The organism is Kitasatospora sp. NPDC056731, from assembly GCF_040687675.1.
GTDB lineage: Bacteria > Actinomycetota > Actinomycetes > Streptomycetales > Streptomycetaceae > Kitasatospora.
In genome coordinates this window covers 23,122-46,361 of the sequence record NZ_JBFBNR010000035.1, presented here as the reverse complement: position 1 = coordinate 46,361, position 23,240 = coordinate 23,122, and the positions used below count along the sequence as shown (strand labels likewise).

Genomic DNA, 23,240 nt, shown 5'->3' with positions numbered 1-23,240 from the left:
ACCCCTGGCTCCTCCCCTGGTTTCCCCCCTGGTCGACGTCCGGGACCTGGTCGTCGACTTCCCGGTCGGCGACGGGCACGTCCGCGCCGTCGACGGCGTGGGCTTCACCCTGGAGGCCGGGCAGGCGCTCGGCATCGTCGGCGAGTCCGGGTCCGGCAAGAGCACCGTCGCCTACGGGCTGCTCGGCCTGCACCGCGGCACCGGCGCCCGGGTCGGCGGCTCCGTCCGGGTCGCCGGCGTCGACGCCGTCACCGCCGAGGGCGACGAACTGCGGCGGCTGCGCGGCGGGTTGGCGGCCATGGTGTTCCAGGACCCGCTCTCCGCCCTCGACCCGTACTACGCGGTGGGCGACCAGATCGCCGAGGTCGTACGCGTCCACCGGGCCGTCTCCCGCCGGGCCGCCAGGGCCCGGGCCGTCGAGGTGCTCGGCCGCGTCGGCATCCCCGATCCGGCGCGGCGCTCGCGGTCGCGCCCGCACGAGTTCAGCGGCGGCATGCGCCAGCGGGTGCTGATCGCGATGGCGCTGGCCTGCGAGCCGCGGCTGCTGGTCGCCGACGAGCCCACGACCGCGCTGGACGTCACCGTCCAGGCCCAGATCCTCGACCTGCTGCACGAGTTGCGGGCCGAGACCGGGGCCGGGCTGGTCCTGGTCACCCACGACCTCGGGGTGGTCGCCGGGAGCGTCGACCGGGTGCTGGTGATGAAGGACGGCCGGGCGGTGGAACACGGCCCGGTCACCGAGGTGCTGGGCGCGCCGCGCGAGCCGTACACCCGCGCGCTGCTGTCGGCGGTGCCCCGGGTCGACGCTCCGGGCGTTCCTGGCGCTGCTGGCGCTGCACACACCGGGCCTGCCGGGCCTGCCGGAGGCGCCGCCGACGACGGAGCCGCCGGGCGCACCGGGGGCGACGTCCTGCTCGAAGCCACCGACCTGCGCCGGGAGTTCGCCACCCGCGGCGGCCTCACCCGGCGCGCGGCCCCCGTGGCCGCCGTGGACGGCGTCTCGCTCACCGTGCGCGCGGGCGAGACGCTGGGCATCGTCGGCGAGTCCGGCTCCGGCAAGACCACACTCGGGCGGATGCTGGTCCGGCTGCTGGAGCCGACCGGCGGCCGGCTCCACTACCGCGGCCGGGACATCGGAGCGCTCGGGGAGAAGGAACTGCGCCCGCTCCGGCGGGAGTTGCAGATGGTCTTCCAGGACCCGGTGTCCTCGCTCAACCCGCGCCGCAGCATCGGGGAGTCCATCGCCGACCCGCTGCGCATCGCCGGTGAGAGCGACGAGCGCCGCATCCGCGCCCGGGTCGGCGAGCTCCTCGAACGCGTGGGCCTCGACGCCGACTGGTACCACCGCTACCCGCACGAGTTCTCCGGCGGACAGCGCCAGCGGGTCGGCATCGCGCGGGCGCTCGCGCCGCAGCCGCGACTGATCGTCTGCGACGAACCGGTCTCCGCACTGGACGTCACCACCCAGGCCCAGGTGGTCGCGTTGCTGGGTGAGTTGCAGCGCGACCTCGGCCTCGCGCTGGTCTTCATCGCCCACGACCTGGCCGTGGTCCGGCAGGTGAGCGACCGGGTCGCGGTGATGCGGGCCGGGCGGATCGTCGAGCAGGGCGACGCCGACGCCGTGTACGACTCCCCCCAGCACGCGTACACCAAGGGCCTGCTGGCGGCCGTGCCGGTGCTGGACCCCGTCGAGGCGACCGCCCGGCGCACCGCCCGGCTGGCATCCGCCGGGGCCTGACCGGCCTCCCTGACCGATCCCCTGACCGGCTCCCGGCCGGGGCCCGCACCTCACCGGTGCGGGCCCCGGCCGGAGTGCTCAGCTCAGGCAGCCGACGTGCGCCAGGGCCCGCTTGAGCAGCGCCCCCTGACCGCCGGGCATGTCCTGCTGCACCAGCGGGGAGGCGGCCTCCTGCGGGCTGAACCAGACCAGGTCGAGCGCGTCCTGGCGCGGCCGGCAGTCGCCGACCACCGGCACGACGTACGCCAGCGACACCGCGTGCTGGCGCGGGTCGTGGAACTCGGTGATCCCCAGGGTCGGGAAGTACTCGGCGACCGTGAACGGTTGCAGCGAGGCGGGGATCCGGGGCAGCGCCACCGGGCCGAGGTCCTTCTCCAGGTGCCGCAGCAGGGCGTCGCGGATCCGCTCGTGGTGCAGCACCCGGCCGGAGACCAGCGTGCGGCTGACCGTCCCGTCCGGTCCGATCCGCAGCAGGAGACCGACCTGGGTGACCTCGCCGGCGTCGTCGACGCGGACCGGCACGGCCTCGACGTACAGGATCGGCATCTTGGCGCGGGTGGTCTCCAGCTCCTCGGGGGCGAGCCAGCCTGGCGTGGTTTCCGTCATGTCAGCCATTCGCCGATGGTACGTTCCCGGGCCCCGTCCGCGCCGGGCGCCCCGCCCGTCACACCGTCGAGCGCCGACCCGCCTCGCCGACCCGCCGCGTCGCTCTGCCGCACCGGTCTGCCCGGAGGCCCCACCAGAGCGCCCGGAACCGCGCTCGACGGGCACTTGAGGAATCCGGCCCCCGCCCCTCGGCCCAACTAGGGTGCGACGCGTCCGCCCCACCATTCCGTCGACCCGAACAAGCAGCCGAATGACGCCCACCCGAGCGGACGCTCCGCGCCCGAGAGGAGAACCGCCATGCACCTCAAGGTCCTCGGCCCCCTCACCGCCGACCTCAACGGCATCTCCGTCGTCCCCACCGCCGCCAAGCAGCGCCAGATCCTGGCCCTCCTCGCGCTCTACCCGAACCGCATCCTGCCCACCGCCACCCTGATCGAGGAGATCTGGGGCGACGACCCGCCCAGACAGGCGCTCACCACCATGCAGACGTACATCCTGCAACTGCGCCGCCGGATCACCCACGGCCTCGGGCCGACCCCGCACATCACCGCCAAGGACATCCTGACCACCCGGCACGGCGGCTACCAGCTCACCACCCACCCGGACAACCTCGACGTCCACACCTACAGCCTGCTCACCACCCAGGGGCAGCACGCCTTCAACCACGGCCACGACCACCAGGCCGCCACCCACTTCCGGCAGGCCCTCGCGCTCTGGCACGGCCCGGCCCTGGTCGACGTGCGGCCCGGGCCGATCCTCGCCATCGAGATCATGCGCCTGGAGGAGAGCCGCCTGATCACCCTGGAACGCCGCATCGACACCGACCTGCGGCTCGGCCGGCACAACGAGCTCATCCCCGAACTCACCCACCTCACCCACCAGCACCCGCACCACGAGGGCCTGCACGCCCAGGCCATGGTCGCGCTCTACCGGGCCGGCCGGCAGACCACCGCCCTCGCCACCTACCACCACCTGCGGCACCGTCTCACCACCGAGCTCGGCATCCAACCCTCCCCGCACCTGCAACACGTGCACCACGCGATCCTCACCCTCGACCCCACCCTCAACACCCCGACCACGGCCCACCCGACCACCTACAACCTCTACCCGGCCTGAGCTCCCGCCCCGACCACCCCACCGACCCCCGACCACCGACCACCCACCACCGGCCCGAGCTCCCAGCCCGCCCTCACCCCCAGGACCCGCCATGACCACCGCACCCGAGCAACCCCTCGCCCTGATCACCGGCGGCACCCGCGGGATCGGCCTCGCCATCGCCCGCGAGCTCGGCAGCCGCGGCCACCGCCTCTTCATCTGCGCCCGCACCGGCCCGCACATCACCGAGGCGCTGGCCACCCTGCGCGGCGAGGGCCACCAGGCCGACGGCACCACCTGCGACGTGCGCGACCCCACCCAGGTCAGCGCGCTGATCCGGCACGTGGTGGCCGAGCACGGTCCGATCACCGTGCTGGTCAACAACGCCGGCCGCACCGGCGGCGGGCCGATCGCCACCACCACGGACGACCTCTGGTACGACGTCATCGACACCAACCTCAACGCCGTCTTCCTCGTCACCCGGGAGACCCTCAAACACGGCCACCTCACCGGCACCGCGCACCCGCGGATCATCAACATCGCCTCCACCGCCGGGAAGCAGGCCGTCACCCTCGGCGCCCCGTACACCGCGAGCAAGCACGCCGTGATCGGCTTCACCCGGGCACTCGCCAAGGAACTGGCCCCGACCGGCACCACCGTCAACGCCATCTGCCCGGGCTACGTGAACACCCCGCACACCACCCGGATCCACCACGAGTACGCCACCGCCTACAACACCACCCCCGAGACCATCCACCAGCACTTCCAGACGCACATCCCGCTCGGCCGCTACACCACCCCGGAGGAGGTCGCCTCGCTGGCCGGCTACCTCACCTCCCCGACCGCCGCCAGCATCACCGCCCAGGCGCTGAACGTCTGCGGCGGCCTCGCCACCCAGTAACCCCGGCGCAACCCTGGCCGGCCCACGGGAAGGAACCGGGCTCCGGTGCCCGCTGATCAGCGATGACGAACCGTCACTTCTCCAGCGCACCCGTCACCCTGCTGGTGGCCGGCGCCCCGTCGCCCGAGCCCTGCCTGCCCGCCACCCGCCCGCCGAGACGGCTCGACACCAGCGCGGTCAACGCCGCGCTGGCCCGCACCGCCACCCGCCGGTGGCGGCCGCCACAGCCGCGCGGGGCCGGCCGGCCCCCGGAGTTCCTGCTGGTCGAACTGCAGCAGACGTACGAGGCCGACGTGCTGCGCGCCGCCCTGCGCGCCGTCGCACCGGAAGGCCGGGCAGCAGACGGGGCCCGTCCCACGCCCCAGGGCCGGTCGGACGCGCTCTGGGAGCGCACGGTGGACGGCCCCGACGGGCTCGACCGGGTCCTGGCCGACCTCGGACGCGCCCTCGCCGGCGGGGCACGGCTGCGCGCCGTCCTGGTCGAGGACCGCCAGGGCGGCCTCCGGCGCCTGTTCGTCGGCATCGCCGCCGGACCGTCCGCGCGCGCCGCCGCACTCGTCGAGCGGCTGCGGGAGGCGCTGGCGCACCCGCCGGAGCCCGTCACGGTGCCGACCAGCGCGCTGCAACGGGAGATGCTGCGCCAGGTGATCGGGCGCGCCGACCACGGCGGGCGGCACGTCGAACAGCTGTCCTGGAACTGGCACGGGCCGCTGGACACCGACCGGTTCACCGCCGCCTGGCAGTCCGTGTTCGACCACGAGACGGTGCTGCGCGCCGCCTTCGACTGGGACGACACCGCCGGCGACCCCTGGATGGTGCTGCACGAACGCGCCGTCCCCGACGTCACCCGGCACCCGCACGGCGCGATCGGCTGGGACGACCTGCTGGAAGCCGACCGGCACCGCGGCTTCGACCTGCGCCGCCCCGCCCTGCTGCGCGCCACCCTGCTCGACTCCGGCCCGCAGGACCAGGACGACGGACCGGCCACCCGGGTCCTGCTCACCTACCACCACGCGATGCTCGACGGCTGGAGCGTGCGGCTGCTCCTCCAGGCCTTCTACCGCGCCTACCTGACCGGCGGCGTCCTGCCCGGCGGCGAGCGCCGCCCCGACGTCCGCGACCACGCCCGCTGGCTCGACGCCCAGGAAAGCGACGCCGCCCGGCAGTTCTGGGCCACCCGGACCGCCGCCAGCGCCGTCCTCCCGCTCGCCCCCGACCCGACCCGGCGCGGCAGCGGACGCGCCCGGCGCCGGCTCACCCCGTACGAGGCGGTCCGGCTGCGCGGCTGGGCGGCCGCCTGGGGGGCGGGCGAGAGCAGCGCCCTCCAGGCCGCCTGGGCGCTGCTGCTCTACCGCGCGGCGCAGTCCCACGAGCAGCGCCCACCGGCCCGGGCGGTACGGGTCGGCTTCGCCGTGACGGTCTCCGGGCGGGGCATCCCGCTGGACGGCATCGACCGGCTGCCCGGCGCGCTGCGCAACCCGCTGCCGATCTCCGTCCGGGTCCACCCGAGCACGACGGTGCCGCAACTGCTCGCCGCCCTGCGCGACGACGTGCTCGACCTCGCCGCCTACGAGTGGGTCTCACCCGGACAGGCCCACCGCTGGAGCGCCACCCCGCGCGGGCAGCGGCCGCACAGCCTGGTCGTCCTGGAACACCAGCCGACCGCCCCGCACCACCTGCGGCTGGAGACCGACCTGGCCGCGCACGGCATCCACGTGGAGAACCCCGTACCGGCCAGCACCTTCACCTCGTACCCGATCACCCTCGCCGCCCACTACGACGCCACCGGCGGACTCGTCCTCACCACCACCCACGACCGCGCCCTGCTCGCCGACCGGGACGCCGTCGAACTCCTCAGCCAGAGCGCCCACCTGCTGCGCGCCTTCCCCGACCTGCCGAGCGGCCTCAGCACCTCCGAAGTGCTGCGCTCCACCCTCGCCGGACACCCGGCGCCCCGGCCCGGCGGGCCCGCCGACCACCCGCCGGGCCCGGACACGCCGGCGGACGGCCCGACGGACGGCCCGGCCGTCCGGCTGGAGGTGCTGCGCCGGGCCGCCCGCCCCGGCGCGGGCTGGGTGCTGCTGCTGCCCCCGCCCGACGCCCCGCACACCCGCTACCCCGGCACCGCGCGCGGCTGGCCGGGGCCGCAGGCCCTCGGCGTGCTCCGCCCGGCCGCCGGCCCGCCGTCACCGGCCGCCTACCGCCCGGTCCTCGCCCCGCTGCTGGAGTCCCCGGCCCCGGTCGCCCTGGTCGCCGCGCCCGGCAGCGGCGTCACCGCCTACGAGGTCGCCCGGCTCGGCCCGCCGGCCCGCCCCCCGCTGGTCGTCCTGCTCCCCGACGACGCCGCCCCGTCCGACCTGTTCGCCCTGGCCCCCCTCCTCGCCGGCCCGCCCCCGCCGTGACGCCCTGCCCGCAGTCGTACCGTGAGGCATGGCCCGCTTCGTCCTGACCCGCCGTTCGCCCCTGCCCCCGGCCGTCTGCTGGGAGCGGCTGACCGCCTGGCCCCGGCACGGGGACCGGGTGCCGTTCACCCTGGTCACCGTGGTGCGGGGCGGCGGTGGGCGGGCGGGGGACGCCATCCTGGCCCGGACGGTCATCGGGCCGTTCCGGTTCGACGACCCGATGGAGATCGTCGGCCTGACCGCCCCCTCGGCCGGGCGCGACGGGCTGTGCCGGCTGGAGAAGCGGGGCCGACTGGTGCTCGGCTGGGCCGAACTGCGCGTGCGGGCCCCCGGCCAGGGCGCCGGACAGGCCGGGGAGACCGGGGAGGCCGCCTGGTCCGAGGTGACCTGGACGGAGGAACTCCGGGTCGCGCGCCTGCCCGCGCTGCTCGACCCGCTCGTGGCCCGCGCCGGGCGCCTGGTCTTCGGCCGGGTGCTGGACCAGCTGCTGGAGCCGGGGGCGGCGGCTACGGCCTGACGTCCCGCCAGAGCCGGTCCTGCCAGCGTACGTACCCGCGCGGGTCGTCGTCGACCGTGACGCGGTCGTGCTCCGCCGGCGTTCAGTGCCGGGCCCGGCCAGTGGCGTCGGGTCGGCCGGTGGCGTCGGGTCGGCCAGTGGCGTCGGGCCTGCCGCCTACGCCGACAGGATCCGCCGCAGGACCTCCCGCAACTCGGCGTCGCCGGCGGGCGGGTGGGGCGCCTGCCAGGCGATGTGGCCGTCGGGACGGGTGAGGAGCGCACCGGTGGCGGGGAGGCCGGAGAGGCCGGGCCAGTCGGCGGCGGGCAGTGGCCGCAGCGCGACGGGCAGGCCTGCCGCTGCGGCGGTGTCGGCCTGGCGTTGCCAGGCGGGGTCGCCGCTGGGTGTGAGCAGGGTGAAGCCGGGGCCGACGAGGTCGAGCGTCGACGCCGCCCCGGTGAGTCCGGCCGGGCGCAGGTGCGGGAGGCGGCCGCCGGGCCCGCCGTCGGGGTGCTCGCGGTCCGGGTCCAGCGGCGGGCGGGCGGGTGCGTCGGGGTCGGTGTGGACGGCGGTGGAGCGGTAGGCCGCGGTGAGCAGCAGTTCGTCGTCGATCCGGTAGCCGGTGCGGGCACGGGAGTTGGCGAGGGACAGGTCGATGACCTGGCGGGCGACGGGGCGGCGCTCGGCCTGATAGGTGTCCAGCAGCGCTTCACCGGCCGACCCGGCCACGACCGCGGCGAGCTTCCAGGCCAGGTTGTCGGCGTCGCCGATGCCGGTGTTCATGCCGTGCCCGCCGGTGGGGGGCGTCACATGGGCCGCGTCGCCCGCGATCAGGACCCGTGACCGGCGGTAGGTGTCGGCGAGTCGGGCGTCCAGCCGCCAGGTCTGGGTGTCCCGGACGGTGACGTCGAGGTCGGGCAGTCCGGCGGCGTCACGCACCAGCCGGGCCAGCTGCCGGTGGTCGGCGAGGTCGTCGCGCCCGGGGTCGTAGGGGTGCTGGTAGATCCAGTGCCGGTCGTTGTCCACGGCCAGGAAGCCGCCGCGGCCGGGCTCGGTGAGGAAGTAGGAGGCGCTGGCCCGGTCGGCGACGACCTCGCCGAGCGGCGCCTCGAAGCGGATGCTGAGGAAGTGGCCGAGGCCGGTCGGCCCCGCCATGGCGATCCCGGCGCCGGTGCGGACGGTGCTCGCTGCACCGTCGCAGCCGATCAGCCAGTCGGCGCACACGGTGTGCCGGTCTCCGGTGGCCCGGTCCTCCAGCACCGCGTGCACGCCCTCGCCGCCGCCTGCGGATGCGGATGCGCTGGCAGCGCCAGCAGCGGCGGGTTCGGTGAAGGAGAGCAGCCGGGTGGCGAACCTGGCCCCGTCCGGCGCGAGTTCACGGGCTCGGCGCAGCAGCACGGCCTCCAGGGCGTCCTGCGAGCAGATGAGTCCCGGCGACGGGGTGCGCTCGGCGCCGCCGTCCGGGGCGGCGGCCACGCCGGTGCGTACGAAGTCCGGGTCGACGAGGTCGCGACCGCGGTAGAAGAAGACGTGCGAGGCCGGGAGCCCGGCCTGCCGGATGTCCGCCTCCAGGCCGATCCTGCGGTAGATCTCCATCGAACGCGCGGACACGCCACGGGCCTTGGGGTGGCGGGAGGTGCCCTGGTGCGCCTCGACGAGCAGGTGCGGCACGCCGTGTCCGGACAGCAGGAGCGACATGGTCAGGCCGACCGGGCCTGCGCCGACGATCAGGACGGGCGTCGTTGCCGGGAATCGCATGCCACTCCTTCGTAACGCCTAATCTTTCATTTCGACGTTACCATGGGGGTGCGCAAACGATCGGAAGGGGCGCACCCCATGACCCAGGACCACGACGGCGGCAACCCCCGCGGCCTCCTCTTCGTCACCGAGCTCGCGAACACCGTCCGCGCCGACCCCGAGGCGCGCGCCGCCGACCTGCAAGCCCTCCTGGAACGCCACGGAGGCCCGCCCTTCCGCCTCACCGACGCCGACGCCCGCGAGCTGCGCGAGGCCACCGCCCCGCTGATCGGCATCCTCGCCCTCCACGACGAGGACGAGGCCGCCGAAGCGATCAACACCCTGCTCGACCGCTACCCGGCCCGCCCCCGCCTCGTCCGCCTCCCCGGCCGCCCCTGGTCGATGCACACCCAGGCACCCCCGGCCGCCGGCCTCACCCACTGGCTGCTCTCCACCTCCGCCCTGGCCCTCGGCCTGTGGCTCAGCGAGCGCGGCACCTGCGCCTGGGGCGAGTGCGCCGCCCCCGACTGCGACCGGTTCTTCATCGACACCGGCCGCCGCACCCCGCAGCGCTTCTGCACCCCGCGCTGCGCCACCCGGGTGCGGGTCGCCGCCCACCGGGCCCAGCGCGCCACCGGCTGACGGCCCGCCAGCCCGCCCCTCCCCCACCGTTCAGCCGGCCGGGGCAGCCTCCCAGGCCGCGTAGCCACCGAGCAGGTCGTAGGCCTCGGCGTGGCCGTGGTGGCGCAGCAGGCTCGCAGCGACGGAAGAACGGAGACCACCGGCGCAGTGGAGGACGAGGCGCCGGTCGGCGGGCAGGTCGCCGTGGCGCGCCGGGAGTTCGGCGAGCGGGAGGTGCAGCGAGCCGGGGATGGCTCCGGCCTCGCGTTCGGCGGCTCCCCGGACGTCGATGACGAGCGGCGGCCTCGGCTCGTCCAGGGCCTCGCGCAGGGCGTGGACGGTGAGCCGCCGGGCCCGGCCCATCAGCTCGGGGTGGGCTCGGAAGACCGCCTCCGGGTCGGCGAGGTGGCCGGCGGCGCGGTCGAAGCCGATGCGGGCGAGGCGGGTGACGAGTTCCTCGCCGCGCCCGTCCGGGGCGATGACCAGGATCTCCCGCCCCGGCCCGAACACCGTGCCGGACAGCTCGGCGAACCGGCCGTCGGCGGGGAGGTTGACGGACTCCGCCAGGTGTCCGGCGGCGAACTCCAGCGGGTCACGGGCGTCCAGGACGACGGCGCCCTCGGCGCGGCGGCGCAGGAAGTCGGCAGCGGCGAGGGCCCGGACGGCGGCCGGGTCGAAGAGTCCGCGTTCGCGGCGGTTGAGGTCGGCGTCGTAGCCGAAGTACCCGGGGGCGGAGGGCTGCCCGGCGGAGACCAGGGCGACGAAGGCCACCTGGTCCATGGGCTGGCAGGCGTAGTTGGTAGCGCGCTCGCGGCCGATGGTGGACCGGCGGTCGGACGCGATCCGATGGCGGTGGTGCCGGCAGCTGGATCCGGCCCGGACCGGGCGGTGCCAAGGGAAGCCCTGCCAAAACGATCACCGGTGTGGTTGGCTCATCTCGACATAGGCAGACATAAGAAAAAGGGGCGGGACATGGCAGACCTGGAGCAGGAAACGAAGGCGGCCTTCGCCCAGAACGTGGCGAACCTCATGACGGACCCGCTCACCGTCGAGGATGCCCGGGACCTCCTCGTGGGTATCGCCAAGCAGGCGGGCCACTACAAGCAGGCGGCCTTGGAGGCCCTCAAGGGCGTAGCGGAGCGGGCCGACACGGACGGGGACGGCATGGTCAGCGCTGAGGAACTCAAGCAGGCCATCCTCTCGATGTGACGCACGCCAGCCGCGGCTGGATGGGACAGCAGTCACGGCACGGGGGAGGGGCGGACGGGCCACGACGGCCCGACCGCCCCTTCCTGCTTCCACGTGTCGGCCGTGCGCACGGATTGGAAGCGCCGCGGCCACAGCAGTACCTGATCGTTCACGTAACCACGGTCAGAGCCTGGAATATGGCGCACTTGGAATGACGCTCCCCGCCAGTCCCAAGAGAACTGAGTTCAGGCTCCGGGGTGGGTGAGGGTGTGCCAGGCGTTGTAGCCGCCGAGGAGGTCGGAGACGTCGGTGTGGCCGTGGTGGCGCAGCAGGCTCGCGGCGATGGAGGAGCGGTGGCCGCTGGCGCAATGGACGACCAGGGGGTGGTCGGTGGGGATCTCGTTCAGGCGGCCGGGGAGTTCGGTCAGGGGGATGTGCAGGGATCTTTCGATGGAGCCGGTTTCGCGTTCGCCACAAGTACGGACGTCCAGGACGGTGGGGGGCTGCTCGTCGGCGAGTGCGGTGCGGAGCTGGTCGGCGGTGAGGCGGCTGGCGGGGGTGAGGTCGTCGGCGAGGGCGGGCAGGGCGTTGTCGGGGTTGCTCAGGTAGCCGGCGATGTGATCGAAGCCGATGCGGGCGAGGCGGGTGACGACCTCGCCCTCGCGGTCCTGCGGGGCGATGATCGCGATGGTGCTGTCGGGGGTGAGGACGGTGCCGGCCTGTTCGGCGAAACGGCCGTCGAGGGGGACGTTGAGGGCGCCACGGACGTGTCCCGCGCCGAAGTCCTGGGGGCTGCGGGCGTCGAGGACGACGGCGCCTGCGGTACGGGCCTCCTTGAAGCCTCCGGGGCACAGCGGGCGGGCGGGGTTGGTGCGGTCGAGCAGCGGGTGGTCCTGCCGGTTGAGGGCGGCGTCGTGGCCGAAGTAGGCGGGGGCGGCGGACTGGCCGGCGGTGACGATGCGGACGAAGGTGTCCTGGTCCATGGGCTGGCAGGCGTAGTTGGTGCGGCGCTGGGTGCCGATGGTGGAGCGCTTCTCGGTGGAGAGGTTCTTGCCGCAGGCGGAGCCGGCGCCGTGGGCGGGGAAGACGAGGGTCTCGTCGGGCAGGCCCATCAGCTTGTGGTGGACGCTGTCGTAGAGCATGGCGCCGAGTTCGTCTGCGGTGACGCCGGCGGAGGCGAGCAGGTCGGGGCGGCCGACGTCGCCGACGAACAGGGCGTCGCCGGTGAGCACGCCGTACGGGACGGTGTCGTCGGGCTGCTCGAAGACCAGGATGCTGATCGACTCGGGGGTGTGCCCGGGGGTCTCCATGATCTGGAGGGTGACGTCGCCCAGGACGATCCGTTCGCCGTCGGCGAGTTTGCGGATGGGGTACTCGGTCTCCGCCCGGCGGCCGTAGCCGATCCAGGCGCCGGTGCGGTCGGCCAGTTCGAGGTGGCCGGCCAGGAAGTCGGCATGGAAGTGGGTGTTGATGACCCCGACAACGGTCAGGCCGCGCGCCTCGACGTCGGCAACGTACTCGTCGACGTCGCGGCGGGGGTCGACCACGACGGCGCGGCCGGTGCGCTCGTCGGCGATCAGGTACGAGGCCTGGGAGAGGCAGTCGAGGTAGAACTGGGCGAAGTACACGGGGAACCTCCTGGGCGGCGTCGGGCGCCTTGGCATGATCTCAATACCCCCACCGGTATATGCGCCAGCATACGACCCCACGGTCGATACGGGGCGGGGTATCACCGGGACGAGGTCGATGATACCCCCAGGGGTACTATGGTGGACATTGCGCGGGCCCGGTCGTCGCCACCGGAGACGGGTGGCACCGAGGAGGCGCCCACGCCTTCGCCCTTTCGGCGGCCCGTCCCACACACCACACCAGACCATCGGAGAACCGCATGCCCCCGCTGCCGCCCAACCCCGGGCAGACCACCCCCTCCCAGGCCCACCAGCTCGCCCGCGCCGGCGCAGCCGTTCTGCTCGACGTCCGGGAGCGTGGCGAGTTCACGGCCGGCCACGCCCCCGGCGCCCTCCACCTGCCGCTGATCGCCCTGGCCGCCCGCGAACCGCTGCCGCCCGAGGCGGACGGACGGCTCGTCCTGGCGATCTGCCACTCGGGCAACCGCTCCGCACGAGCGGCGCAGCTGCTCGCCGAGCGCGGCGTCGAGGTACTGAACGTCGTCGGCGGCATGGCCGCCTGGGCGCAGGCCGGGCTGCCGGTCACCACGCCGGGCGGCAGCAGCGGCGGCGGCAGCGGCAGCGGCAGCGGCAGCAGCGATGGCGCCGGGAACTCCAGGGACGCCGGGGACGCGATATGACCGCGCTGCTCCTGGCGCTGGCCGCCGGGGCCGTGGTCGGCCTCGCCCTCGGCGGCCTCGGCGGGGGCGGCAGCATGCTCGCCGTCCCCGCGCTGGTCTACCTGCTCGGCTTCAGCCCGGCCCTGGCCACCACCGCCGCCCTGGTGATCGTCGCCGCGACCTCGCTGACCGGCCTGCTCGCGCACGCCCGGGCGGGCCGGGTCCGGTGGCGCACCGGCGCGCTGTTCGCCGCCGCCGGACTTCCCGCCGCCACGGCCGCCGGGGCGCTCTCCGCGCACCTGCCCGGGGCGCTGCTGACCGGCGCGTTCGCCGTGCTGGCCGGGTTGGCCGCCTGGCGGATGCTGGTGCCGCCGAAGGCCGCCCCGCAGGAACGTTCCGCCGCCGGGTGGGGCCGCTCGACGGCGACCGGCGCCGGACTCGGCGCGGTCACCGGGCTGCTGGGGGTCGGGGGCGGGTTCCTCGCCGTCCCCGCGCTGGTCTCGGTGCTCGCCTTCACCATGGCCGAGGCGGTGGGCACCAGTCTGCTGGTGATCACCGCCAACGCACTGGCCGCGCTGCTGCCCCGCCTCGGCGCGACCGGCGCGATCGACTGGGCCGTGGCTGCCCCCTTCACCGGGGCCGCGATCCTCGGCGCCTGGGACGGCAAGCGGCTCGCCGACCGGCTCAGCGGGCGCACCCTGCAACGGGCCTTCGCGTTCGCCCTGCTCGGCGTGGCCGCGCTGATGCTGGTCACCGCCCTGCGCTGATGCCGGTCACCGCCCTGCACTGATGCCGGTCGCCACCCTGCACTGACGCCGGGCGGGCCCCGGCTCCCGGCGCGCGAACCCGGAGAACGAGCGAGGACGAGCCAGGAGGGCGGCAGCCGACCGTGCGCCGGCCGTTGACGTGGCTCGGATAGGCATGTGACATTGCACATGTCACCCGACGCCGCTCAAGGGATTTGAACGTTCAAACCCCTGCCCGCGCACGCCGCCCCGCCCCTGACGCACCGCCAGCCGTCCGACAGGAGAGCCCCCATGCCCCCCACCCGCGCCCCGCGCCGCCGACCGGTCCGCGCCCTGCCCCCGGGCTCAGCGGTCCTGGCTGCCCTGGCCGTCCTCGCCGTCCAGGCCGTCGGCGCGGGACCGGCCCGAGCCGACGGCGCGGCCCCGCTGGTCGACGGCGGCGGCTACGTCCTCGGCTCCGCCCTGGACGGCAGCTGCCTCGGCCCGCAGTACGCGCAGCCGGCGGCCGGCACGCCCGTCGTCGGCACGGCCTGCCAGGGGCTGCTCAGCCAGCGCTGGCAGCTGCACCGCACCACCGACGGCTACCGGCTGGTCAACGCCGCGAGCGGACGCTGCCTGATCCTCGACGGCACCGGGCGGCACCCCGGCACGGCCGACTGCGGCACCGATCCCGCCGCCGAGACCTTCGCCATCTCCCCGGCGCCGGGCGGGAGTCACACCCTGGCCGCACACGGCGCCTGCCTCACCATGGCAGGCGACCACGAGCAGGACGGCGCAGCCGACCGCGAGCAGAGCAACGCCGCCGACCGCCGCCGTTGCGACGCCCGGCCCGCCCACCGCTGGACCCTCACCCGCAGCGAACCGCTCACCCTCACCGACCCCGGCTTCGAACAGGGCACGGACGGCTGGACGTTCACCGACCACACCGGCGTCGCCACCAACAACCCGCACGGCGGCACCCGCCTCGCCTACCTCGACGCCGGCTCCGGCCACCGGATCGCCCAGCAAGTCACCGCCGTCACCGCGGGCAGCTACGACCTGTCCGTCTGGATCGCCACCGGCGGCGCCGGCGGCACCTTCTCCGTCAGCGTCAACGGCGCCGTGGTCCGCTCGCTGACCCTGCCCGAGCAGCCCGTCTACGCGAAGTACACCCTGCCCCGGGTGCACGTCGCGGCCGGCGATCGGCTCACCCTCGGCATCGGCTCCTCCCCCACCGGCTGGGTCAACGCGGACGACGCCGCCGTCGCCCCGTCCGCCCCCGGCGACCCGAGGATCAGCTCCTCGGACCCGGAGGTCGTCGCCCTGTTCGACTGGGCCAAGACCAAGGCCAACAGCTGGGTGCAGCAGGCCGGCACCACCGGCGTGCTCAACCAGGACGAGAACAACCCCGGCGGCACCGGCACCACCACCTACGACACCACCTACTGGGCCGGCTACCCGTTCCGCTCCGACTTCTACAGCCGCGACTTCGCCCACCAGCTGGTCGGCGCCCACCTGCTCGGCCTGGACGCCGAGAACAAGACCATGCTGCGCGGCTTCGCCGCCTCCGCCACCGAGACCAACAAGCTCTACCCGGTCTGGGCGCTCAACTTCGACGCCAGGACGTACGGCAGCATCGACTACCGGAGCCCCGACCGCTTCGTGCGCGAGCTGCCCGCGCCGTTCGAGCTGGTCGAGAAGGCCGGCGAGGCCTACCGGTGGACCGGGGACCGCGACTACGCCGACGACCCCGCGCTGAGCGGCTACGTCCGCAACACCCTCGGCCCCTTCATCGCCCAGCACCCCGGCCCGGTCGACAACGGCGGCGCGCCCATCCCGCAGGCCACCAGCCGCAGCATCTTCGCCGGCACCGCGAGCTACGCCGAGAACGCCACCAGCACCTACGCCGAGGCCGGCGACGCGATCGGCGCCCAGTACCAGGCGTACCTCGCCGCCGCGACCCTGGCCACCGCCAAGGGCGACACCGCCGCCGCCACCGGCTACCGGCAGGCCGCCACCGCGCTGCGCGACTACGTCAACACCACCTGGAGCGTGGACCGGCAGCAGCCCGGCGAGGTCGTGCACGGCTACGACACCACCGGCAAGCCGGTGACCGGCTGGGGCTACGAGTCCAGCGTGCTGATGCCGGTCAAGCAGCTGCTCGACCCCGGCCCGCGCCGGGACGCCCTCCTCGCCGCCATCGACGCCGCCGACTCCGGCCCGCAGCGCTCGACCAACCTGGAGGCCTACACCTACCTGCCCGACGCCTTCTTCGCCAACCATGACGGCGACACCGCCTGGAAGTGGATGCGGCAGGTCTACCAGGGCGTCGACCAGCTCCACGCCACCGGACGGCTGCTCAACGGCGACTACCCCGAGGTCCCGTTCACGCTGCTGAGCCAGACCGTGCAGGGCCTGCTCGGCGTCGAACCCGACGCCGCCGCGCACACCCTCGTGACCGCCTCCCGGCTGCCCGCCTCGATGGGCTGGCTGGAGGTCGCCGACATCCCGGTCGGCGCGGGCTCGGTCACCGTCCGGCACGACGGCCACCGCAGCAGCACCGTCACCAACACCGGCCGTACGCCGCTCACCTGGGAGGCCCGCTTCGCCGGCCCGCACGGCGGGATCACCGTCGACGGCAAGGCCCGGCCCACCCGCACCAGGACCGTCGACGGCGTGAGCTACACCTACGCCACCGTCACCGTCGCCCCCGGGCGCACCGCGAGCGCCGCCGTCACGGACTGACCCCCACCGCACCACCCTCCCGGCCGACCGGCCCCCAACCGGTCGGCCGCGCACCCCGATCCACCTGACGCACCGTCACCTCCCCCACACCCTCAGGAGCGCGCATGCGCCACATCCCCCACCGCCTCGCGGCACCCGTGCTCGCGCTGGCCCTCGCCGCCACCGGCCTCGGCGCCCTCACGCTCGGCACGGCCGCCCCCGCCGCCGCTCTGGGCAACGGCAACGCCCTCACCCCGCCCATGGGGTGGAACTCCTGGAACTCCCTCGGCACCGAGGTCACCGAGGACCAGGTCGTCCAGACCATCGACTTCATGGCCGCCAACGGCCTGGTGGCGGCCGGCTACGACACCGTCACCATCGACGACGGCTGGTCGCTCTGGCACCGCGACGGCCAGACCACCGACCTGGTCCGCAACGCCGACGGCGGCCTCCAGCTGCACGACGCCGCCGGGAACCCCGTCAGCGGCACCGACGGCACCGGCAACGACCCCACCTCCGGCCACCTCCTCCCCCGCCCGGACCACTTCCCCGCGCAGACCGTCAACGGGCGGACCGTCAACGGCATCGAGTACCTCGCCCAGTACGCGCACGGCAAGGGCATGAAGTTCGGGCTCTACGCCACCGACACCTACCTCACCTGCCAGATGCACCCCGGCAGCCTCGGCCACGAGAGCACCGACGCGAGCGACTTCGTCTCCTGGGGCGTCGACTACGTCAAGTACGACGACTGCCCCTACGGCCCGCAGATCACCGGCCCGGACGGTCACAACTACTTCACCCAGGGCGAGGGAAAGGAGCTCACCCGCTCCGTCTACGCCCGCGTCCAGACCTTCCAACGCGCCCTCGACGCCGCCTCCGCCGCGCAGGGCCGGCCCAAGGTCACCCTCAGCGTCTCCGCCCAGCCCGCCCACACCGGCGTCCCGTACCTGCTCGCCGCCGACGACCCGGCGCGCACCGACCCGGTCGTACAGGCCGCCGGCACCGCGCCGTTCCAGGCACCCGGCTACGCGCCGACCGGCGTCTGGTGCGGCCAGGTCGCCAACCTCTGCCGGATCGGCGGCGACCGCGACAGCGAGCTCGACGGGGTGCTCTGGAACGGGCAGTTGCAGACCGCGCTGCAGTACCCCGGCAACGTGCGCCCGGGCAGCTGGAACGACCTCGACATGATGTTCACCGGCTGGCAGGACGTCTACGGCGCCTGGGGCTCCACCGACACCTGCACCTGCCACAAGCCGTTCACCGACGACGAGTCCCGCACCGAGACCTCCGTCCTCGCGATGCTCGCCGCCCCGCTGGTCTCCGGCGCCGACCTGCGCACCGCCGCGCAGTCCCAGCACAGCGCGGACGGCCACACCTGGTCCACCGGGATCGACGCCGCGAGCCTGGCGGTCCTGAAGAACCGCGACGTCATAGCGATCGACCAGGACGCGCTGGCCAAGCCCGCCACCCTGGTCGGCGCCAAGCCCGCGAACGCCACCGCGCCGGTCGTCCTCCAGCGGCGGCTGGCGAACGGCGACACCGCCGTGCTGCTCGTCAACCAGGACCCGGCCGCGAGCCGCACGGTGAGCACCAGCCTCGGCGAGCTCGGCCTCACCGGGCCCGGCTACACCGCCAAGGAGCTGTGGACGGGCGCGAGTTCGACCGTCACCGGCACGCTCGGCGCCTCGGTGGCCCCGCACGGCGTGGCGCTGTACCGGCTCAGCGCCCGGCCGGCCACCGGGCCGGCCGCGGTGGTCGACGACGGTCGCTACCACGCGATCGGCGCCGGCGGCAGTAGCGGCCTGGTGCTGGAAGTGGCGGGGACCTGCAGCTCGCCGCTCGGCGCCGTCGCCGACGTCAACACCTGGTGGCCCACGCACACCTCCGAGCAGTGGACCTTCACCAGCAACCCGGACGGCACCGTGCGGATCGCCGACGACTGCGCCACCGCCACCCACGCGCACACCGTGCTCGCCGCCGGCACCGACCCCGGCAACAGCGCCTACCTGCTCGACTACTCGCCCGGCAACCGCTGGCAGGAGTGGCGGGTCACCCAGGATGGCGCCACCGGCACGCTCACCATCACCAACGCCGCCACCGGCCTGGTCCTCAACGCCCGCACCGGCACGGCGGGTTCGACCGTGACCACGGACGCGGCCGACGGCGCCGCCCCCGGACAGGGCTGGGGCGTCGTGTCCTGACCTCGCCGGCGCCCAGGCCCTGATCGCGTCTCCCGCTCACGCCCCCGGGCGCTCCTCCACCACGACGCCGACGCCCGGCCAGTGGCGTGCCAGGTCGGCGAAGAAGCGCTCGGCGTCGATCGCCGCCTCGGGCGGGTGGACGCCCGGGGCGCGGACGCCGCTGTCCACGAGCTGGGCGAGGCCGAGGGCCGCCGGCACACCGGTGCTCTCGGCCATGTCGCCGAGCAGGGCCTCGGCGCCGGTGAGCCGGGCGAGGACGGTGACCGGCCGGCCCTCGCGGCTGCCGGTGGCGGCGGCGAAGAAGCCGGGGAGGCTGCCGGGGCCGGGGAAGCGGGCCGCCCGGGCGGCGGCCCGCAGGGTGCGGCGCAGCGTGGGGCGGTCGAGGTCGACGGCGGCGGTCTCGTTGCCGAGGCGCCCGGCGTCGAGGTCGTCCCGCAGGACGTCCAGGTAGGCGGCCGTCCTGGCGGTGACGACCATGAGGTTGGCGACCGCGCCGCCGGGCCGCAGGCTGCGGTGCAGGGTGACCGGTTCGGGGTGGCCGACGGTGTACGCGGTGCCGCGGTGGCCGCCGGGCAGGTCGAGGGCGACCGGCCGCAGCGGGGGCCGCTGGACGATCCGGCCGCCGTCGACCACCGCGACCGTGCCGCTGATCTGCTGCATCCAGTGCACGGCGGCCGCCAGCGGGGCACCGTCCGGTCCGAGCAGGGAGGTGTCGTCGGGTTCGGCGCCCGCGTCGACGGGCCAGGCGGTGTAGAGGTCGGTCAGGGTGTCGAGGCGGGCGGCGGCCCGGACGGCGAGCAGGTTGCTGACGCCGGGGCTGGCGCCCATGCCGATCACGGCGCGGACGCCGGCGGCGCGCGCCTCGCCGTCGAGTTCCAGCATGGCGACGGTGGGTTCCCAGTCGTCGCAGATGTCCAGGTAGTGGGTGCCGGTGCGGATCGCCGCGCGCAGCACGCCCAGGCCGAAGCGGTAGTACGGGCCGACGGTGTTGAGGACGGCGTCGGCTTCCGCGAGGGCGGCGTGCAGCTGCGCCCCGTCGGTGACGTCGACCTGGCGGGCCCGGACCGGTACCGGGCCGCCGGCGAGGGCGGCGGCGGTACGGCGGGCGGCGTCCGGGTCGCGGTCGGCGATCACGAGTTCGCGGACGCCGGGCAGTCGGGCGGCGACCCGGGCGGCGACGCGGCCCATCGCTCCCGCTCCGCCGAGGGCGAGCACTCTCATCGTCGTTTCTCCTTTCGCCGGCTGCGTCCACCGGCTTTGCGGCTGGGCCGTCAGCGCTGCCCGAGCGAGGTCAGGAAGCTAGCGAGGTCAGGAAGCTGCGGTGCTCGTCGAGGTAGCCGGGGCTGAAGAGCGAGCGGGGTGCGGCGATCGCGAGGAAGGTGCTCTCCAGTTCCGAGTCCTCGACGGATTCGGGGACGATGTTGTGCGTGGCGTCCGGGTAGCGCTTGACCCGGAGCTGGCCGGGCGCGGTGAGGATCCTGCGGTAGCCGGCCTCGGTGTCGTCGCTGTCGACGTTGATGTCGCGCCCGCCGAGGAAGAGCAGGACCGGCACCCGGAGGGCGGCGAGGTCGTCGCTGGCGTCGGAGGTGTGGTTGCGGCGGTTGAAGTCCCAGCGCTGCGGGGTGAGGCCGTCGACGTCGCCGCCGCCGGCCCGGTACTGCTCGAAGGTCTGGCCGGCCCGGAGGGCGGCGAGGTTCCGGTCGCTGCGCGCGATGGCGGCCGCGGTCTCGGCCGGGGTGGCGTGCTTCTTCCTGAGTTCGGCGAGCAGGTTGTAGCGGCCCTGCTGGAGCCAGTTGACGGCGGGGGCGACGGCGATCACGAACTTGACGTCCGAGGACTGCCGGGCGGCCTTGGGCATCACCCAGCCGGCCTGGCTGGCGCCCCAGAGGCCGATCCGGGCGGGGTCGATGCCGGGCTGCTTCTTTGCCCAGTCGATCGCGGCGACGGTCTCGTCGGCGCGGTCCTGGATGCTCTGGTCGAGCCAGTTGCCGGGGGCGCCGTCGACGCCGGGCTTGTCCCAGGAGAGGGAGGCGTAGCCGGCCTTGGCGATGGCCTCCCAGATCGGCCGGTAGAAGGTGTCGTGGGTGGCGTTGGTGGGGCCGTCCCCGTGGACGAAGACGACCAGGCCGGCGGGGGTGCGGCCGCCGGTCGGGCGGGCGAGGACGCCGTGCAGCGGCTGTTTGCCGCCGGTGATGGTGACGCGTTCCTCCTTGAGGTCGTACTCGTTCTGGTACACCACCCAGCCGCCCGCGCCGAGCAGGAGCACCACCACGGACAGCAGTGATCCCCAGAGCAACCATCGCCTGCGCATCTTCATTCACCAATCTCTCGTTCTCAAAACGAACGTATCAGATCTGAACGCATTAGGATGGTCGCCATGGTGGAGATTCCGACCCGGGTGCTGGTCGAGGCGATGGTCCGTACGGACGGCACGGTCGACTGCGGCGACCTGTACGCCGTGGCCGGCCTGCTCGGGATGACCGACCAGCAGGTCCGGCTGACCGTCAAGCGCCTCACCGACGACGGGCGGTTCGTCCAGGAGGGGCGCGGCCGCCGGGCCCTGCTGCGGGCCACCGCCGAGACCCGGCGCTCGATCGACCCCGACGTCGAGTACGTGGCACTGATGTACGCCCAGGACCGCGGCCGGGCCCCCTGGGACGGCGTCTGGCACCTCGCGGGATTCGCCGTCCCCGAGCACGCCCGGCCCGCCCGCGACGCGCTGCGCGAGGCGATCCTCCGGCTCGGCGGCGCCCCGGTGCAGAACGGCCTCTACGTCTCGCCGCACCCCTGGGAGGAGGACGTCCTGGCCGAGGCCGCCGCCCTCGACGTGCGCGGCCACCTCACCCTCCTCACCAGCCGCGACCTTCGCACCGGCGAGACCGACGACCCCCGCGCGCTCGCCCGGCGCTGGTGGCCGCTGGACCAGGTCGCCGAGGGCCACCAGCGGCTCGCCGAGGTCGCGGCCGACCGCCTCGCCCGGCTGGAGAAGGGCCTCACCGGCTCCGAACTGCTCACCGTCGCCCTGGAGTTGGCCGCCGCCTTCACCGAGGCCATGGAGCCCGACCCGCTGCTGCCGCCGGAACTCCTGCCACAGCCCTGGCCCGGCACCGCGGCCCGCGAACTCGTCGCCCGCTGCTGGGCGCTGCTGCTCGCCGACCCCGGGCCGGGCACGCCCCGGCTGTTCGACGCCTACGCCGAGGTCGTCGCGGCCGTCACCGCGTAGCCGCCGGACCCGGCTCGGGCGCGGCCGCGCCAAAGGCTGCGGGCGCGACCGGCTCCGACAGGGTGCGGAACAGCAGCCAGCTCAGCACCGGCATCAGCACCAGCGGCAGCAGGGCGGTGCGCAGCGACGTCGCGTCGGCGAGGCCGCCGATCACCGGGCTCGCCAGGCCGCCGATGCTGACGGTCAGGCCCAGCGTGATCCCGCTGGCGGTGCCGATCCGCGACGGCAGGTAGTCCTGCCCCAGCGTGACCTGCAACGAGAACGGCACGTACAGGCCCGCCGAGGTCAACGCCACGAAGACGTACAGCGCCGGGCCCGGCACCAGCACCACGCCCGCCACGGCCACCGCCGCCACCAGGTACGACCAGCGCGCCACCGCGACCCGGCCCCAGCGGTCCGCCAGCGCGCCGCCCAGCACCGAACCCACCGCGCCGCCCGCGTACAGCACCACCAGCGCCGCGGTGCCCGCCGCCGTACCGCCGCCGACCCGCTGGGTGGCGAACAGCGCGAGGAAGGTGCTCAGGCCGGTGAAGGCGATCGAACGGCACACCACGGCCAGCGACAGCCGCACGAACGAGGCCCGGTCGTCGGCCCCGGCCACCGGCGCCGAAGCCGCCCCGGCAGCCCGCCGGCGCTCCAGTTCGCGCAGCACCGGCAGGCACAGGACGGCGCCCGCGAGCGCCGGCAGCACCAGCAGCGGGGTCAGCCGCAGGCCGCCGCCCGAGACCACCACGGAGACCAGCAGCGGGGCCGCCGCGAAGCCCAGGTTGCCGCCCAGCGAGAACCAGGCCATCCCCCGGTGGCCGTCCCGCGCGGCCAGCCGGGCCACCCGGGCGGACTCCGGGTGGTACGCGGCCACCCCGACCCCGGACAGCGCCACAAAGACCAGCGTCAGCGGGTACGAGCCGCTCACCCCGCTGAGCGCGATGCCCACGCCGCCCACCAACGTGCTGACCGGCAGCAGCCAGGGCAGCGGGCGGCGGTCGGTGATCGCGCCGAACAGCGGCTGCGCCACCGAGGAGAGCAGCGAGGCGGCGAGCACCACGCCCGAGACGGCGGCGTAGCCGTAGCCGCGCTCGGCCACGAAGAACGGGACCAGGGCGGCCACCGCGCCCTGGTAGACGTCCACGCAGGCGTGCCCGAGGGACAGCAGGGTGATCGAGGAGTCCCGTTTGCCGGGTGTGCTCTTCGGATTGTCAGGCGTACTGGATGTATTGGACGCACTGGGCGTAGTGATCGGGAGATTGTCCGGCGTTGTCTTCGGCATGCCGACATGCTCGGCGCAGCGGCACCTGT

At 74.7% G+C, this 23,240-nt stretch carries 19 protein-coding genes; 12 read left to right on the top strand and 7 right to left on the bottom strand.

The annotated features are described in order from the left end of the window. Positions 1-16: 16 nt before the first annotated feature. A complete protein-coding gene (locus AB0R04_RS29020; RefSeq protein WP_363376467.1) occupies positions 17-1,738 on the top strand; it encodes an ABC transporter ATP-binding protein in 1,722 nt (573 codons plus the stop codon). Between the two features lie 78 nt (positions 1,739-1,816). Here the strand turns inward: AB0R04_RS29020 and AB0R04_RS29015 are convergent, their stop codons facing one another. Next, positions 1,817-2,344 (bottom strand): NUDIX hydrolase family protein, encoded by a 528-nt coding sequence (locus AB0R04_RS29015; RefSeq protein ID WP_063345851.1) that lies wholly within the window; start codon positions 2,342-2,344, stop codon positions 1,817-1,819. Positions 2,345-2,641: 297 nt separating this feature from the next. Between AB0R04_RS29015 and AB0R04_RS29010 the strand changes: the two genes are divergently transcribed. From AB0R04_RS29010 to AB0R04_RS28995, 4 genes are all read left to right on the top strand, one after another. Further along, the gene (locus tag AB0R04_RS29010; RefSeq protein WP_063345852.1) at positions 2,642-3,460 is read left to right on the top strand and encodes an AfsR/SARP family transcriptional regulator; all 819 of its coding nucleotides are present in this window, start codon (positions 2,642-2,644) and stop codon (positions 3,458-3,460) included. 91 nt (positions 3,461-3,551) lie between these two features. Beyond that, positions 3,552-4,340, top strand: coding sequence for an SDR family NAD(P)-dependent oxidoreductase (locus AB0R04_RS29005; protein ID WP_063345853.1), 789 nt, complete (start codon positions 3,552-3,554; stop codon positions 4,338-4,340). 62 nt (positions 4,341-4,402) lie between these two features. After that, the gene (locus AB0R04_RS29000; protein WP_363376418.1) at positions 4,403-6,742 is read left to right on the top strand and encodes a condensation domain-containing protein; all 2,340 of its coding nucleotides are present in this window, start codon (positions 4,403-4,405) and stop codon (positions 6,740-6,742) included. A gap of 28 nt (positions 6,743-6,770) precedes the next feature. Next, a complete protein-coding gene (locus AB0R04_RS28995; RefSeq protein ID WP_363376415.1) occupies positions 6,771-7,259 on the top strand; it encodes an SRPBCC family protein in 489 nt (162 codons plus the stop codon). Between the two features lie 156 nt (positions 7,260-7,415). Here the strand turns inward: AB0R04_RS28995 and AB0R04_RS28990 are convergent, their stop codons facing one another. Continuing rightward, positions 7,416-8,996, bottom strand: coding sequence for an FAD-dependent monooxygenase (locus tag AB0R04_RS28990; RefSeq protein WP_363376413.1), 1,581 nt, complete (start codon positions 8,994-8,996; stop codon positions 7,416-7,418). A gap of 78 nt (positions 8,997-9,074) precedes the next feature. Between AB0R04_RS28990 and AB0R04_RS28985 the strand changes: the two genes are divergently transcribed. Further along, positions 9,075-9,617, top strand: a complete 543-nt coding sequence (locus AB0R04_RS28985; protein ID WP_363376410.1) for a CGNR zinc finger domain-containing protein — start codon at positions 9,075-9,077, stop codon at positions 9,615-9,617. Between the two features lie 30 nt (positions 9,618-9,647). Here the strand turns inward: AB0R04_RS28985 and AB0R04_RS28980 are convergent, their stop codons facing one another. After that, on the bottom strand, positions 9,648-10,376 hold the full coding sequence (locus tag AB0R04_RS28980; protein ID WP_363376409.1) for a rhodanese-like domain-containing protein: 729 nt from the start codon (positions 10,374-10,376) through the stop codon (positions 9,648-9,650). Between the two features lie 192 nt (positions 10,377-10,568). Between AB0R04_RS28980 and AB0R04_RS28975 the strand changes: the two genes are divergently transcribed. Beyond that, positions 10,569-10,805 carry a hypothetical protein gene (locus tag AB0R04_RS28975; RefSeq protein ID WP_363376406.1) on the top strand — a complete coding sequence of 79 codons (237 nt, stop codon included), beginning with the start codon at positions 10,569-10,571 and terminating at the stop codon, positions 10,803-10,805. 224 nt (positions 10,806-11,029) lie between these two features. Here AB0R04_RS28975 and AB0R04_RS28970 read toward each other — a convergent pair whose 3' ends face one another. Continuing rightward, positions 11,030-12,412 carry an MBL fold metallo-hydrolase gene (locus AB0R04_RS28970; protein ID WP_363376403.1) on the bottom strand — a complete coding sequence of 461 codons (1,383 nt, stop codon included), beginning with the start codon at positions 12,410-12,412 and terminating at the stop codon, positions 11,030-11,032. A gap of 260 nt (positions 12,413-12,672) precedes the next feature. On the opposite strand from AB0R04_RS28970, the gene AB0R04_RS28965 reads away from it, so the two are divergent. From AB0R04_RS28965 to AB0R04_RS28950, 4 genes are all read left to right on the top strand, one after another. Then, positions 12,673-13,092, top strand: a complete 420-nt coding sequence (locus AB0R04_RS28965) for a rhodanese-like domain-containing protein (RefSeq protein ID WP_363376400.1) — start codon at positions 12,673-12,675, stop codon at positions 13,090-13,092. After that, a complete protein-coding gene (locus tag AB0R04_RS28960; RefSeq protein ID WP_363376397.1) occupies positions 13,089-13,838 on the top strand; it encodes a sulfite exporter TauE/SafE family protein in 750 nt (249 codons plus the stop codon). The genes AB0R04_RS28965 and AB0R04_RS28960 overlap by 4 nt, the downstream gene beginning before the upstream one ends. A gap of 270 nt (positions 13,839-14,108) precedes the next feature. After that, positions 14,109-16,541, top strand: a complete 2,433-nt coding sequence (locus tag AB0R04_RS28955) for an RICIN domain-containing protein (RefSeq protein ID WP_363376395.1) — start codon at positions 14,109-14,111, stop codon at positions 16,539-16,541. 104 nt (positions 16,542-16,645) lie between these two features. Beyond that, complete coding sequence (locus AB0R04_RS28950; RefSeq protein ID WP_363376392.1) at positions 16,646-18,721, top strand: hypothetical protein; 2,076 nt, start codon at positions 16,646-16,648, stop codon at positions 18,719-18,721. A gap of 36 nt (positions 18,722-18,757) precedes the next feature. Here AB0R04_RS28950 and AB0R04_RS28945 read toward each other — a convergent pair whose 3' ends face one another. Together AB0R04_RS28945 and AB0R04_RS28940 are read right to left on the bottom strand one after the other, a co-directional pair. Then, complete coding sequence (locus AB0R04_RS28945) at positions 18,758-19,942, bottom strand: saccharopine dehydrogenase NADP-binding domain-containing protein (RefSeq protein ID WP_363376389.1); 1,185 nt, start codon at positions 19,940-19,942, stop codon at positions 18,758-18,760. A gap of 70 nt (positions 19,943-20,012) precedes the next feature. Further along, a complete protein-coding gene (locus AB0R04_RS28940; RefSeq protein WP_363376387.1) occupies positions 20,013-21,032 on the bottom strand; it encodes an alpha/beta hydrolase in 1,020 nt (339 codons plus the stop codon). Between the two features lie 66 nt (positions 21,033-21,098). Here AB0R04_RS28940 and AB0R04_RS28935 point away from each other — a divergent pair, with 66 nt between their 5' ends. Then, positions 21,099-21,944, top strand: a complete 846-nt coding sequence (locus tag AB0R04_RS28935; RefSeq protein WP_363376385.1) for a PaaX family transcriptional regulator C-terminal domain-containing protein — start codon at positions 21,099-21,101, stop codon at positions 21,942-21,944. Here AB0R04_RS28935 and AB0R04_RS28930 read toward each other — a convergent pair. After that, the gene (locus AB0R04_RS28930; protein ID WP_363376382.1) at positions 21,934-23,211 is read right to left on the bottom strand and encodes an MFS transporter; all 1,278 of its coding nucleotides are present in this window, start codon (positions 23,209-23,211) and stop codon (positions 21,934-21,936) included. The two genes, AB0R04_RS28935 and AB0R04_RS28930, sit on opposite strands and share 11 nt — an antisense overlap. Positions 23,212-23,240 lie beyond the last annotated feature (29 nt).